This is a genomic window from Halorubrum sp. FL23, from assembly GCF_052439115.2.
Classification (GTDB): domain Archaea; phylum Halobacteriota; class Halobacteria; order Halobacteriales; family Haloferacaceae; genus Halorubrum; species Halorubrum persicum.
On record NZ_JBQVRO020000005.1, the window covers coordinates 236,858 to 249,946 of the forward strand.

The 13,089-nt window shown below is 69.9% G+C and carries 15 protein-coding genes and 1 tRNA gene; 3 read left to right on the forward strand and 13 right to left on the reverse strand.

What is annotated here, in order from left to right:
• The 10 genes from rpmC to ACT4MF_RS08650 all read right to left on the reverse strand — a co-directional run bounded on the left by rpmC (nt 1) and on the right by ACT4MF_RS08650 (nt 7,161).
• The gene (gene rpmC, locus ACT4MF_RS08605; protein ID WP_008847473.1) at nt 1–213 is read right to left on the reverse strand and encodes a 50S ribosomal protein L29; all 213 of its coding nucleotides are present in this window, start codon (nt 211–213) and stop codon (nt 1–3) included.
• Nucleotides 214–1,158 (reverse strand): 30S ribosomal protein S3, encoded by a 945-nt coding sequence (locus ACT4MF_RS08610; protein WP_099253910.1) that lies wholly within the window; start codon nt 1,156–1,158, stop codon nt 214–216.
• The gene (locus ACT4MF_RS08615; protein ID WP_099253909.1) at nt 1,158–1,622 is read right to left on the reverse strand and encodes a 50S ribosomal protein L22; all 465 of its coding nucleotides are present in this window, start codon (nt 1,620–1,622) and stop codon (nt 1,158–1,160) included. Before ACT4MF_RS08615 ends, ACT4MF_RS08610 begins: the two co-directional genes overlap by 1 nt.
• Before the next feature lie 3 nt (nt 1,623–1,625).
• Complete coding sequence (locus ACT4MF_RS08620; RefSeq protein WP_099253908.1) at nt 1,626–2,051, reverse strand: 30S ribosomal protein S19; 426 nt, start codon at nt 2,049–2,051, stop codon at nt 1,626–1,628.
• Nucleotides 2,048–2,770 carry a 50S ribosomal protein L2 gene (locus ACT4MF_RS08625; protein ID WP_004047227.1) on the reverse strand — a complete coding sequence of 241 codons (723 nt, stop codon included), beginning with the start codon at nt 2,768–2,770 and terminating at the stop codon, nt 2,048–2,050. Before ACT4MF_RS08625 ends, ACT4MF_RS08620 begins: the two co-directional genes overlap by 4 nt.
• A 1-nt stretch (nt 2,771) precedes the next feature.
• On the reverse strand, nt 2,772–3,026 hold the full coding sequence (locus ACT4MF_RS08630; protein ID WP_099253906.1) for a 50S ribosomal protein L23: 255 nt from the start codon (nt 3,024–3,026) through the stop codon (nt 2,772–2,774).
• Nucleotides 3,023–3,769 carry a 50S ribosomal protein L4 gene (rpl4p, locus tag ACT4MF_RS08635; protein ID WP_099253905.1) on the reverse strand — a complete coding sequence of 249 codons (747 nt, stop codon included), beginning with the start codon at nt 3,767–3,769 and terminating at the stop codon, nt 3,023–3,025. The genes ACT4MF_RS08630 and rpl4p overlap by 4 nt, the downstream gene beginning before the upstream one ends.
• Nucleotides 3,770–3,772: 3 nt before the next feature.
• On the reverse strand, nt 3,773–4,789 hold the full coding sequence (locus tag ACT4MF_RS08640; protein WP_099253904.1) for a 50S ribosomal protein L3: 1,017 nt from the start codon (nt 4,787–4,789) through the stop codon (nt 3,773–3,775).
• 4 nt (nt 4,790–4,793) lie between these two features.
• Nucleotides 4,794–5,660, reverse strand: coding sequence for a putative RNA uridine N3 methyltransferase (locus tag ACT4MF_RS08645; protein WP_444682236.1), 867 nt, complete (start codon nt 5,658–5,660; stop codon nt 4,794–4,796).
• 220 nt (nt 5,661–5,880) lie between these two features.
• Nucleotides 5,881–7,161 (reverse strand): PQQ-dependent sugar dehydrogenase, encoded by a 1,281-nt coding sequence (locus ACT4MF_RS08650; protein WP_099253902.1) that lies wholly within the window; start codon nt 7,159–7,161, stop codon nt 5,881–5,883.
• A gap of 135 nt (nt 7,162–7,296) precedes the next feature.
• On the opposite strand from ACT4MF_RS08650, the gene ACT4MF_RS08655 reads away from it, so the two are divergent.
• Nucleotides 7,297–7,367 (forward strand) — tRNA-Gly (locus tag ACT4MF_RS08655).
• A gap of 494 nt (nt 7,368–7,861) precedes the next feature.
• Nucleotides 7,862–8,695 carry an aldo/keto reductase gene (locus ACT4MF_RS08660; protein ID WP_444682235.1) on the forward strand — a complete coding sequence of 278 codons (834 nt, stop codon included), beginning with the start codon at nt 7,862–7,864 and terminating at the stop codon, nt 8,693–8,695.
• A gap of 12 nt (nt 8,696–8,707) precedes the next feature.
• Here the strand turns inward: ACT4MF_RS08660 and gfo6 are convergent, their stop codons facing one another.
• On the reverse strand, nt 8,708–9,805 hold the full coding sequence (gfo6, locus tag ACT4MF_RS08665) for a D-xylose 1-dehydrogenase Gfo6 (RefSeq protein ID WP_444682234.1): 1,098 nt from the start codon (nt 9,803–9,805) through the stop codon (nt 8,708–8,710).
• A 69-nt stretch (nt 9,806–9,874) separates the two neighbouring features.
• Nucleotides 9,875–10,402: a redoxin domain-containing protein gene (locus ACT4MF_RS08670; protein ID WP_444682233.1), complete on the reverse strand. Its 528-nt coding sequence runs from the start codon at nt 10,400–10,402 to the stop codon at nt 9,875–9,877.
• 142 nt (nt 10,403–10,544) lie between these two features.
• Between ACT4MF_RS08670 and ACT4MF_RS08675 the strand changes: the two genes are divergently transcribed.
• Nucleotides 10,545–11,090, forward strand: a complete 546-nt coding sequence (locus tag ACT4MF_RS08675) for a DedA family protein (RefSeq protein ID WP_099253898.1) — start codon at nt 10,545–10,547, stop codon at nt 11,088–11,090.
• Nucleotides 11,091–11,138: 48 nt separating this feature from the next.
• Here the strand turns inward: ACT4MF_RS08675 and ACT4MF_RS08680 are convergent, their stop codons facing one another.
• On the reverse strand, nt 11,139–12,995 hold the full coding sequence (locus tag ACT4MF_RS08680) for an acyl-CoA carboxylase subunit beta (protein ID WP_444682232.1): 1,857 nt from the start codon (nt 12,993–12,995) through the stop codon (nt 11,139–11,141).
• Between the last annotated feature and the right edge of the window lie 94 nt (nt 12,996–13,089).

Sequence of the window (13,089 nt, forward strand, 5' to 3'; positions counted from 1 at the left end):
TTATTCGTCGTCGAAGTCGCCTTCTTCCGCCTGGATCGTCTTGATCCGCGCGATCGTCTTCTTGAGCTCCTTGACGCGGCCCGGACTCTCCGGCATGCCGCCGGCGGCGCGCTGCGCCTTCGAGTTGAGCAGCTCGGTCTCGAGCTCCTCGAGCTCGACCTGACGCTCGGCCGCCGTCATGTCGCGGATCTCGTCGGTGTAGAGGATCGCCATTTATTCGTCCTCCTCGTCTTCGTCCGCGGCTTCCATCTCTGCGACGAGGTCCGCGGCTTCCGCCTCGATCTCCTCGTCGAGCTCCTCGACGTCGTCGGCGTCGACGTTCTCGTCGCCGACCGGCTCCTCGGCGGCGACGTCGGTCGCCTCCGTGGCCGTCTCCTGGGTCTCCTCGACGACCTCCTCGACGACCTCCTCGTCGATGAGATCGCTCGGGTCCTCGTCGGGAACCTCGACGTCGTCGTCGGCGCCCACGTCGGGCACCTCCTCGGGCTCCTCCTCGAGCAGCGACTCGACGCCCTCGTCGGCGTCGACGTCGACCGCCGCCTGTTCGACCTCCGGGACCTCGGCGTCCTCGCGGATGTCGAAGTCGTCCGGGAGCTGCGCGCCCGGCGGGATGATCTTCACGTTGACGCCGATCGTCCCGAGCTTCATCACCGCGACGCCCTGGCCGTGATCGACGACCTCCTCCGCGGGCTCACCGTTGTGCTTGATGTAGCCGCGGTTGAACTTCTCGACGCGCGAACGCGCGCCGGTGACCTTCCCGCTCAGGACGATCTCGGCGCCCAGCGCGCCCGCGTCCATGATCCGGTCGATCGTCGTGTGTCCGGCCTTCCGGAAGTACCAGCCGCGCTCCAGCGCGTTCGCGAGACGGTCCGCGACGATCTGAGCGTTCAGGTCGGGCTCGTCGACCTCCTGAACGTCGATCTGCGGGTCGTCCATGTCGAAGCGGTCCTCGAGCTCGGTGGTGATCTTGCGGATGTTCTTCCCGCCCTTCCCGATCACCATGCCGGGCTTTTCGGCCTTCAGGACGATCTGCGTGCCCATCGGCGTCTGGGCGACGTCCATGCCGCCGTAGCCGGCGCGGCCGAGCTCGTCCGCGAAGAACTCGTTGATCTGTGAACGGCGCAGGCCGTCCTCGATGAATTGGTGTTCGTCAGCCATTATTCGTCAGCCTCCGGCTCCTCGATGATGAGCTCGACGTCGGCGAGGGTGGTGTTCCACCCGGTGGCGCCCGCGGCTCGCGGGTTCCGACCGGGTCGTTCGCCGACCTTGTGGGGAGCGACGTGTTTGATGACCATCCCGTCGCCGTCGAACCCCTGTTCGTCCGCGTTGTGCTTAACGTTCTCCAGGAGCTTCAGGAAGTCCTTGGCGGCCTTCTCGGGGTACCGTCCCGCGTCCCAGCCGTCGATGTCGGAGCGGTGGCCCGCGCCGGCGTTGTGCTGGCGCATCGGCACCGACGTCTCCTCGTCGATGACTTCCTGGAGGAACTCCTCGGCGTCGGCGACCGTCTCGCCTTTGATCTCCCGGGAGATCTCCTTGCTGTCCTTCACGCTGATGGGCCGCTCGCGGAGCATCCCCTTGGCGGTGGTCTCCGGGTCGGCCTCGACGCTGTAGTTGATTCCCATGGGTTACTTGAGGGGCACGAACTTCGAGGACCGGGTCGCGCCGATGCCGGCCTGACCGTGTTCGACGGTGCTTCGAGTCAGGTGGAACTCGCCGAGGTAGTGACCGATCATCTCGGGTTCGACCTGCACGCGCTCGAAGCTGTGTCCGTTGTACACGGAGAAGGTGACGCCGACGAACTCCGGCAGGACCGGCATGTCGCGCAGGTGCGTCCGGATCGGGTTGTCCGCCGTCGTCTCCTTGTCGCGGCTCCGGACCGTCTCCAGCAGCTTCTGCTGTTCGGTGCCGAGTCCGCGAACGATGCTTCGCCGCTGGCGTGCGGGGAGCAGTTCCGCGACATCCTCTACGTCCATCTCCTGCAGCTCGTCGAGCGAGTGACCGCGGTAGGCGAACTCCTTGCCCTCGCGGCCGGTGCGGTAATCTGAACTCATTTGTTGCCACCTCGTCCGGTGCGCTTGGATGCGATGTCACCGACCTTGCGTCCCGGCGGGGCGTCCCGCGAGACGGACTTCGGCTGGCCGGGGTGTTGGCGACCACCGCCACCGAAGGGGTGGTCGACGGCGTTCATCGCGACGCCGCGCACGCGCGGGTATTTGGTCCCGCGCGCTTTCATCTTGTGGTGTTTGTTACCGGCCTTGACGAAGGGTTTCTCCGTCCGACCGCCGCCGGCGACCACGCCGATCGTGGCGCGGCACTGCGGGTCGAGTCGCTTCACTTCGCCGCTGGGGAGCTGGACGACCGCGACGTCGCGGTCGTGGGTGAGAAGCGTCGCCGACACGCCGGAGGCGCGCGCGAACTTCCCGCCGTCCCCGCGGTTGCTCTCGACGTTACACACCGGGACGCCCTCGGGGATCTCCGCCAGCGGGAGCGTGTTCCCGGGCTTGATCTCCGCGCTCACGCCGACCTGGATCGTCTCGCCCACGCGCACGCCTTCCGGCGCGAGCACGAGTCGACGGTCGTCGTCCTCGAACTCGATCTCCGCGAGCGGAGCCGAGCGAGCGGGGTCGTGTTCGATCCCGACGATTTCGCCGGTGATCGTGTCCACGTCTTCGAGCTTCTTGTGCGACAGTTCCGCCTTGTAGCGGTGGGACGGGGCCCGGAACGTCGGGCCGCCGCGTCCACGCCGCTGTCCTTGGATTCGTCGTCCCATCTCAGAACACCCCGATGCGCGATGCGATCTCGGTTGCGTCGTCGTCCTCGGAGAGCGTGACGGTGGCCTTCTTCGCGCCCTGCGGGGTCACCTGCGTGTTCACGTCCGTGACGGAGACGTCGTACCGGTCCTGCACTTCCTCGCGGACCTCGGGCTTGGTCGCGTCGACGTCGACGAGGAACAGCAGCTTGTTCTTGAAGTCCATCTCGTTCATCGCCTGCTCGGTGACGATCGGGTGCTCGATGATGGAGTTCATCGGTCGGCCACCTCCTCGACGGCGCTCTCGGTCCACAGCGTGAGTCGACCCGGGTGCGCGCCCGGCGCGAGGTCTTCCGCGTTGACCTCCTGCGCGGTCGCGACGTCGACGCCCGACAGGTTCCGGGCGGCGCGGGACGGCTCCTCGCTGGTGACGACGAGCACGGACTTCGGTTGGCTGTACTTGCGACCGCGGGTCTTCCCGCGGCCGGCTCGGACGGAGCGACCCTCCTCGGCGCGCTCGATGTCGGCGTCGACGCCGACGGCTTCGAGCACGCCCAGGGCCTCCTGGGTCTTCTGGAGGTCCTCGAACTCGTCGCTCACGACGAGCGGCAGGTCGAGGTCCTCGTCGAACGCGTGACCGCGCTCGGCGACCAGCTCGGCGTCGGCGGTGGCCGCGATGGCCGACCGAATGGCGAACTGTCGCTCCTTGTCGTTCAGGCTCTTCGTCTGGTCCTTCTCGGCCTTCGGCGGGTGCGCGGCGCGGCCCGACACGGCGTTCGGGACGCGTCGAGCGACGTTCTCGGAGCGCGGGATGTGTGCGAGCCCGCGTCCGGAGCCGAACGACTCCGCGGGGGTTCGCAGCCCGGCGAACTCGTCGGCACCGTAGGCCTGTTTCCGGTTAGCCTGTGCGGCGGAGACCGCCCGACCGATGAGGTCCGGTCGGAACGCGGTCTCGAAGATCGCCGGCAGCTCGACGCTGCCCGCGTCCCCGCCGTCCAGGTCGTGTACTGTTGCGTTCATGGATTATCCCTGGTTGGATGCGGTGGATACGTACCGGACCTCGGGATCGAGGCGCGGCTGGTCGTTCGGCCGGATGGCCGGGCGGAACCGAAGCAGGCGCTTGTCCGGACCGGGCAGCGAGCCCTTGATGAGCGCGTAGTCGCCGTCGACCTCGCCGTAGTTGACGAAGCCGCCGTCGACGGAGGCGTCGTCGCCCTCGCCGAAGTCGATGAGGCGCTTGTTGAGCTCGGTGCGCTGGTGGTAGCCGGTCTGCCCCTGCTGGGGGACGGTGGAGCGAACGCGGGAGGGGTTCCACGGACCGAGGTTGCCGATCCGGCGCCGCCATCCCTGGCGGGCGTGCTTACCCTTCCGCTTCTGGACGCCCCAGCGTTTGACGGGACCCTGGGTCCCCTTCCCCTTCGTGATACCCGACACGTCGGTGTACTGACCCGCGCGGAAGACGTCGCCGAACTCGTGGGCGCCGCCCTCCTCGATCAGGTCGAGTCCGAAGTCGACGCGCTCCTCGAGGGAGCCGCCGCCGACTCGGGTCTCCATGATGTCGGGCTTCTTCTTGGGCACGTTCGCGAGCTCCGAGGGGACGGTGTGAGTGATGACGCGGACGTCGTCGACCGCGCCCTCGTCGAGCAGCGCGCGCAGCTCGTCGGCGTCCTCCTCGAAGGTGTCTTCCGCCGGAAGGTCGAGCGCGCGGTCGAGCTCCTCGTGGAACTCGGTCGCCCAGACCTCTTCGACCGGCTTCTTTCCGTACGGCGTCTGTTCGTAGGCGCGCAGGGCCACCGCGTACATCGGCGGCGTCTCGACGACGGTGACGGGAACGGACGTTTCCATCCCCTCACGCGGCGAGTTGGCCTCGTCGTTGACCATAACGACGTGCGTCATACCGGCCTTGTAGCCGGCGAACCCCTGCAGTGCGGGGGCTCCGTCGTCGTCGGGCCACGAGCGAATGCGCGGAACCTCTCGGTCTGCGCGGGTACGCGGGCCGTAGCCCAGCGAGCCTTTTCGTGGTCGGCTTGGTTGTGGCATGTGTTTACTCCGTGAGTGTGAGCGAGCCGAGAGTCACGAACAGAGCCTCCTCCGTCCGGACGACCTCGCTCGCCTGTGCCGGGATCGTGTTCAGCCAGAGGTCGAACCCCGGATCGGGTTCGACCGAGCGGCCGTCGGCGACGGCCGCCCGAATGCCGTCGGGCGAAAGCCCGAGCATCTCCGGAAGCCCTCGCTCGGGCGCGCCGAAGGCGACGGTGTATCCGCCGGCCTCCCGCGCGTCCGAGACGATGGTGCCGAGCCGCGGGACGGAGAGTTCCTCCCCGTGCCGCGACGTCGCGACGGCCAAGCCGTCGCCGGCGAGCGCTTCCGACAGGTCCGCTTCCACGACCTGGAAACCGTCCTCCGGCTTCCCGGTGATGCGGGCGCGGACCGGTTCTCTCGAAGAGACCCTGATGGTGACGCGCTCCCCCTGCTCGACCTCCATTCCGGAGGGCACGAGCAGGGAGATCGGGTGTTCCCGCAGCGGGGAATTGACCCGGACGCGGCCTTCAGGTCCGACCTCGGTCACGAGTCCCTGTGTTTTCGACTCTTCCCCGCTAGGGGTCGAGCCGGTCCGCCACGGCACGCGGAGCGGCGGGAGCACGCCGACGTACCGGAGTTCGTCGCGCTCCCCCCAGAGATCCTTTCGGAGCTCCGGAGGGGTCGCGGCGTACCCCAGCACGGTCCGAACGTACTCGCCGCCCCGTCGCCGCTCGCCTTCCCTGTCGGGGAAGACGACCAGTCGATCCGCCCGGAACACCGCCGCCGCACGGGCGACGTAGCCGAGTTTGCGAGTCGCCTCGCGATCGTCCTCGGCCTCCCGGACGACCGAAGACGGAATGCAGATCGTGGGTCCGTCTTCGGTACGCATCGTGGCGAGACTGTACCCCTCGATTTCGGACGGCAGCCTAAAAGGGTAGCGGTCCCGATTTCGGGCTGTGGCGCGTTCACACGGGGTCTGGCGGGGGTTTTCGTCCGAGGATCGAGGGACGGAGTCACACGGTCGAGCGTGAGGGCCGGCGGATCCGTGCGGTCGTCACAGGCCGACTCACGTCAGAGCTTGGGGCGGATGGCTCACACCGGCGACCGGATCAAGGCGGGACGATCCGCGCGATCGGCGCGTCCCCGTCGTCGACCGCGACGTAGAGGTGTCCCGTGGCGGGCTCGACCGCGATCGCCCGGATCCGCCATCCCTGGTCGTCGAGCAGGGGATCGCGCTCGGTCACCGCGGCGTCGGGGGCGCCCGCGCCGTCGACGGTGAACCGACCGAGGTACTGCCCGGCGAGCGTCCCCGCGAACAGGTCGCCCCGCCACGCGGGGAAGGCGTCGCCGTCGTAGAAGACGGCGCCGCTCGGCGGGAAGCCGCCGGAGCCGCAGGGCCAGTAGTGGACCGGAGCGACGACGTCGCCGCGCTCGCGGTGACTCGGCGCGACCCGTTCGTCCGTTCCGTACCGGCACGCCTCGCTGGCGACCGGCCAGCCGTAGTTGCCGCCCCGCTCGACGACGTTGATCTCGTCGCCGTCCTCCTCGCCGTGCTCGCACTGCCAGATCCCCCCCGTCTCGGGACGCACCGCCATCGCCTGCGGGTTCCGGTGACCGTAGCTGTAGATCGCGTCCGCCGCCGCCGGATCGTCGACGAACGGATTGTCGGGATGAGCGTCGCCGTCGGGCGTCAGCCGGAGGGTCGAGCCGAGCTCGTTCGCCCGGTCCTGCGAGACGTGGTCGGGTCCGAACTCGGTGTCGCGCCGGTCGCCGACCGTGACGAACAGCGCGCCGTCCGAGCCGAACGTCACCCGCGAGCCGAAGTGGAGGTCGGAGTCGACGAACGGCTCCGCGACGTGGACCGCCTCGAACGCGTCGAGTGCGGGCGGCCCGGAGTCCGCGAGGGAGAGTCGCCCGCTCCCGACGTGGGTCGCCGACTCGCCGGCGTCGTTCGTCGCGGCGTACGTGAGATACACGCGCGCGTCGTCCGGGTACGCGGGATGGACCGCGACGTCGAGCAGCCCGCCCTGTCCGGCGACGTGGACCTCGGGGGCTCCCTCGACGGTCGAGCGAGAGCCGCTCTCGGGATCGACGAGCGAGAGCCGCCCGGTGCGTTCCGTGACCAGCAGTCGCCCGTCTTCGGGGAGGAACGCGAGCCCCCACGGGTTCTCGAACCCCTCCGCGACGCGCTCGACGGCGTACTCGACGTCGGCGCCGTCGTCGGGCGCGACGGGCGCGCCGTCGTCGCTGTCACCGCCGTTGCCGTCGCCGTCGGACAGGCCGTCGTCGTCGCCGCCCTCACCGAGACAGCCGGCCAGCGAGATCGCCGTCAGACCGCCGGTCGCTCGGAGCACGGTGCGCCTGTCGGCGACAGTGGGGTGACGCGTCATGGGGATCGTCTCGTGTTCGCCTTGGTCGCGGGACCGATGACGCTTCCGACGGCCGAGGCGGGGGTCGGCTGCGTCGGCGACCGTCGTTCGGAACCCTTATATCTCCGACTCGGGCTATGTGCAGATGCGAAGCACGCACCGGTAGTGTAGTGGTATCACGCAACCTTGCCATGGTTGCAACCCGAGTTCAAATCTCGGCCGGTGCACTCCCTTTGGTCGTGCACCGCCCTGACTCCCCGCTCGCTGCGCTCGCGTGGAGTCTCGGCCGGTGTCTTTCTCGAACGTAGTGAGAGAAATCACCGAGTGATTTGAACGCTATCAGTCGCGCGCAGCGAACGCAGTGAGCGAGCACGTCTGATTCTGAGTCCAAATCTCGGCCGGTGCACTCCCTTTGGTCGTGCGCCGCCCTGACTCCCCGCTCGCTGCGCTCGCGCGGAGTCTCGGCCGGTGCGGTTCCTAACTACGCAAGTCGACTCTGAGAGAGATCCGTGTTAGTCGCGGCCAACGTGTGGACAAATCCGGCCTCACGCGCCCACCGCACGGCACCTCACGCCTCCCCAGCCTCGTCGCGAGCGCGTGTCAGCGCTCGCGACTCCCTCGCACGCGCTGTTCGCGCCCGAGGGGCGCTCACAGGCGCGCGCCACCGCACGCGGTTCCCCGACCGGTAGTTTCAATCGGCGATCCGCCGAACCCGTTCCCCGTGACCGTTCCAACCAAGACGCTCCCGAGCGGCGCCGAGTTGCCGGCGCTCGGACTGGGCACGTACGACCTCGGCGACCAGACGGACGACAGCGTCCGCGCGGCGCTCGACGCCGGCTACGCGCACATCGACACCGCCGAGGGGTACCACAACGAGGCGGCGATCGGCGACGCGCTCGCGGAGTACGACCGCGACGACGTGTTCCTCACCTCGAAGGTGCTCGCGAAGAACCTCAACTACGAGTCGGTGATCGCGTCGTGCGAGGCGTCGCTCGACCGGCTCGGCACCGACTACCTCGACCTGTATCTCATCCACTGGCCCAACCCCGCGATCTCGCTGCGAGAGACGCTCCGGGCGATGGCCGAGCTCCGCGAGCGGGGGCTCGTCCGCGATGTCGGCGTCTCGAACTTCAGCGCGTATCAGCTGAGCTGCGCCCACCACGTCTCGGACGTGCCGATCGCGGTCAACCAGATCGAGTTCCACCCGTGGTTCCAGCGCCCCGACCTCGTCGACTACTGCCGCGAGTCCGACACCGTGATCGAGGCGGCGGCCCCGCTCGCGCGGACGGACGTGTTCGGCGACGAGGTCGTCGCCGAGCTCGCAGAGACGTACGACAAGAGTCCGGCGCAGGTCGTCCTCCGGTGGGCGCTCGACAACGACGTGGTCGCGCTGCCGCGGTCGTCGACCCCGGAGCACGTCCGGGCCAACGCCGACCTCGACTGGGAGCTCGACGAAGCCGACCGCCGGCAGCTCGACGAGCGCGACCGCGACGAGCCGGTGTACGACACCCCGGCCCGCGACTGGACGAGCGACGTGTACGGGATCGAGCAGTAACGGTCCTCGGCGTCAGGCGGCGTCGTCGAGGGTGACCGGGCGGCCGGTCTCGGCCGACTCGTAGATTCCGTCCAGCGCGCGCACGTCCGTGAGGGCGTGCTCGCCGTCCGGGTGGAACGGCTCGTCCGCCAGCAGCTGGTGGCCGAAGTACGCGAACTCCTCTTCGATCTGGTGGACCTGATCGAACTCCACGTCCACGCGGGTGCCCTCGCGGACGACGGCGAAGCCGCGGTCCTCGCGCTCGTAAAACGCCGGATCGAGGATCAGCCTGGCCTCCGTCCCGACGACCTCCAGCCGGCTCGCGTGCTGGGCGTTCTGGCTCACCGAACAGAGCGCGTCGACGCCGTCCGGGAACTCCAGCCGGAAGGTGGCGTGCTCGTCGACGCCGGCGAACGCCTCGTGGCGCGTTTTGGTCCGCCCGGAGACGCGCAGCGGGTCGGCCCCGAGCACGAACCGGGTCGTGTTGAGCGGGTAGACGCCCAGGTCCATGAGCGCGCCGCCGCCGGAGAGCTCCGGATCGAGCCGCCACTGGTCGTGGTCGCCGCCGAGCTCGCCGAGCATCGTCTGCGACATCGTCGCGTGGACGTGGATCACCTCCCCGGCGACGCCCGCGTCGAGGAGCTCTCGGAGCCGCCGGACGGCGGGGTCGGTCTGCATCCGATAGCCGACCATCAGGGGAACGCCGGCGTCCCGACACGCGGCCACGAGCCGGCGGGCGCGCTCCAGCGTCGCCTCCAGCGGCTTCTCACAGAGGACCGCCTTCCCCTGCTCCGCGGCGGCCCGAACGTACTCCAGGTGGGTCGCGTTCGGCGTCGCGACGTACACCGCGTCGTACGCGTCGGCGGCGGCGCCGGACCGAAACTCCTCGGGGGTGACGCCGATCAGGTCGCGCTCGGCGGTGACCGCCTCCACCGCGTCGGCGTCCACGTCGGTGACGACGGTCGCCTCGGTGTACGGCGACCGGGCGATCCCCGGCAGCGCCCAGTCGCGGGCGAACCAGCCGAGGCCGACGACCGCGATCCGGACGGGATCGGTGACGGCGTCCGGATCGAGGGTCTCCCAGTCTCGGCGCGTGAACTCGTCGAGGTAGTCCGCGAAGTCGGCTTCCATGTCGGAACGTCGACGCGGGGAGGTGAAATAACCCCCGCGGCGCGGGGGGTGACAACCACCGCGCCCGGGTCACCACGGCCCGTCGTAGTTCACCCGCGGCCGGTCGGCGTCGATCCCCAGTTCTCGGAGCGCCGCGGTCGCGTTCTGGACGGGCGCGGGCGCGGGACGGTCGAGCGCGTCGGTCGTCGCCTCGGCGAACCGCACCGTCCAGTCGCCGTCGACGACGACCACGGCCCGCCGGGGGATGTCCGAGTGGCCCTCCCACGAGTCGGCGAGCAGGTCGTACGACTCCGCGACGCCCCCGTGGAAGTCGGAGGCAATCGGGAAGGGGAGGTCGAACTGGTCGGCGTACGCGAACCCCGCGTACAGCGAGTCGCCGGTGAGCGCGACGACGGCGAGGTCGTCGCGGGCGTGCCAGCCCGCGTCCCGCACCGCGGCGAGGGCGGCGGTACAGGTCGGGACGAAGTTCGCGGGCGCGAAACAGCAGACGACGGCGTCGTGTCGGTCGACGAGCCGGAACAGCTCCAGCTCGGTCGCCGTTCCGCCGACGACCGCGGGCGCGATGAAGTCGGGTGCCGTGACGCCGGTGTCGATCATGGGATCACGTGAGCGCCGGGCGGTAAATACCCACTTGCGGAGGACGCCGTTCCGGCGGGCTCCGGGACAAAAATCGAGGTATGTGCCCTGAGCGCACTGTTCACGGTGGAAGAGTTTTACGTGGTGGCGACCGACGGGAGCCGTGTTCGGTTCCCACGCGGCGGCCGCACTCGCCTTCGTCGACAGCTACGGCGCCGTCGCGGTCTTCGTCGTGTTCGCGCTGGAGGGCGCCCTCGTCGGGAAGGTGCTCCCGGCGCGGACGCTGTTCGTCGCCGCGATCGTCGCCGTCGGCGTCGAGGCGGTCGCGGTGCTGCCGGTGTTCGCCGCGGCGGTGGTCGGCGCGACCGTCGGCCAGTCGGCCGTCTTCGTGGCCGTCCGTCGGTTCGGCGTCGACCCCACGTCGCTCGCGGTGGTGCCGGTTGGCGAGGGGCGGCTCGACGGCGCGGGGCGCTGGTTCGACCGGTGGGGGCTCCCGGCGGTGGCGGCCTCGAACGCGGTCCCCGGCACCCGCGGCTGGCTCGCCGTCCCGACCGCGAACGCCTCGTCCGTCTCGGCGCCGCGGTTCGCCGCGGCGTCGCTCGTCGGCTCCGCCGCGTACGTCGGCGCGCTGCTGGCGGTCGGGATCGCGGTGGCGCTCGGGTTCGGGGGCGCTCTCGGACTGCTCGGCGCCGAGATGGCGGCGCTGTAGGGGCGGACCGCTTCCCACGCGCGGCGCAAAAGAACCGTCTCGCCGGGGTCAGAGGACGGTCCCGTGTTTCTTGTCCGGTAGCTCCTTGTCCACGTCCTCGTAGAACGCGAAGCGGGCGGCCAGCTCCTCCCGGAGCGTCGAGGGGGGAACGATCTCGTCGATGACGACCTCGCTCGCCATCCGGTGGATGTCGATGTCCTCGCGGTACTCCTCGCGGAGCCGCTGCTCCGTCTCGGCGCGCTCCTCGGGGTCGTCGATCTCGGCGAGCCTCCGCGCGTACACGGCGTTGATCGCGGCCTCCGGCCCCATGATCGCGATCTCGCCGGAGGGGAGCCCGATGACGCTCTCGGGGTCGTAGGCGGGCCCGCCCATCGCGTAGATCCCCGCGCCGTACGCCTTCCGGACGACGACGGTCTGTTTCGGCACCGTCGCGGAGGAGGTGGCGTAGATCATCTTCTTCCCCTTCTCCAAGATCGCGTCCGTCTCGACCTGCGAGCCGGCCATGAAGCCGGGCGTGTCACAGAGGTACAGCAGCGGGATCTCGTAGGCGTCGCAGGTCCAGATGAACTCGGCGGCCTTCTCGGCCGCGTCCGGGAAGATGGCGCCCGATCGGACCGCGGGGTCGTTGGCGACGACGCCGACCGGGCGGCCGTCGATGCGGCAGAACGCCGTGACGATCTCCTCGCCGTACCCCTCCTTCAGCTCGAACACCGACTCGGCGTCGGCGATCCGGTCGAGCAGATCGCGCACGTCGTAGGGGCGGTTCGGCGACGCCGGGATCAGCTCGTCGATCCCGTCGGGCGAGAACGTCGGCGGCTTCGTCTCGCGTTTCGGGGGCTTCTCGCCCGCCTTGTCGGGGAGGTAGCCGATCAGGTCGGCGACGAGCTCGCGGGCGTGTTCCTCGTCGCGGGCGACCAGATCCGCGGAGCCCGACTCCTCGGCGTGGACCCGCGGGCCGCCCAGCTCGTTCAGTTCGATCTCCTCGCCGGTGACCATCTTCACCATCCGCGGGGACGCGATGGCCATCGCGGACATCCCCTCCACCATCACGGTGAAGTCGGCGAAGACGGGGGTGTACGCCGCGCCGGCGATGCAGGGGCCGTACAGCACGCATATCTGCGGCACCGCCCCGGAGAGCATCGAGTGGTTGTAGTAGTACTTCCCGATCCCCTCGCGGTTGGCGAAGAAGCCGGTCTGCTGGTCGATCCGGCCGCCCGAGGAGTCCATCAGGTAGAGCACGGGGTTCCCCGTCTTGAGGGCGCGCTGCTGCATCCGGAGGAACTTCTCGACGCCCTTCGCCGCCATCGACCCCGCCTTCACGGTGAAGTCGTTGGCCATGAAATGCACGTCGCGTCCCTCGAACTCGGCCGCGCCGGTGAGGAGGCCGTCGCCGGGGAGGCGGTCGCCGCTCTCCCCGTCGCCCTCGCCGGTCGCGTCTGCGTCGCCCTCGCCGTCCTCGTCCGCCCCTCCACGACCCGCTCGTCCCGGCGCGTTCGGGTGCCAGTCGTCGAACGCGGCGAACTTCCCGTCCTCGAAGTGGACCCCGGCCGGGCCGCCGTCGGACGCGCCCGCGTCGCCCGCGCCGCGCGTCCCGCCCTCGCCGCCGAACCAGAGGTCGAGGCGGTCGCGGACGAACAGCTTCCCCTGCTCGGGGAGCCGGTCGCGGTACTTCTCGGGGCCGCCCTCGAGGATGTCGTCGATCTCGGCCCGGAGGGCGCGCTCGCGGTCCGTGGGACCGAGGTCGTCGTCGAGCGGGTACTCGACCTCGGGGGGTGACGCGCTCGCCGCGGGCTCCGCGCTCTCCCCGACGTGGACGTCGACGTCGACGCCGAGGTGTTCGGCGAGGGATTTCGCGATCGCCTCGGCCTCCTCCGGCGTCGCCGCCGCGCCGACGTGGACGTTCATGCGCGCAAGATTTGCGGACAATCGTAAACAGTTTTCCATGCAACTCCGGCCAGCGCGGGGAGCCGGGTGCAGAAGGGACCGCGGGCCGCCCGAC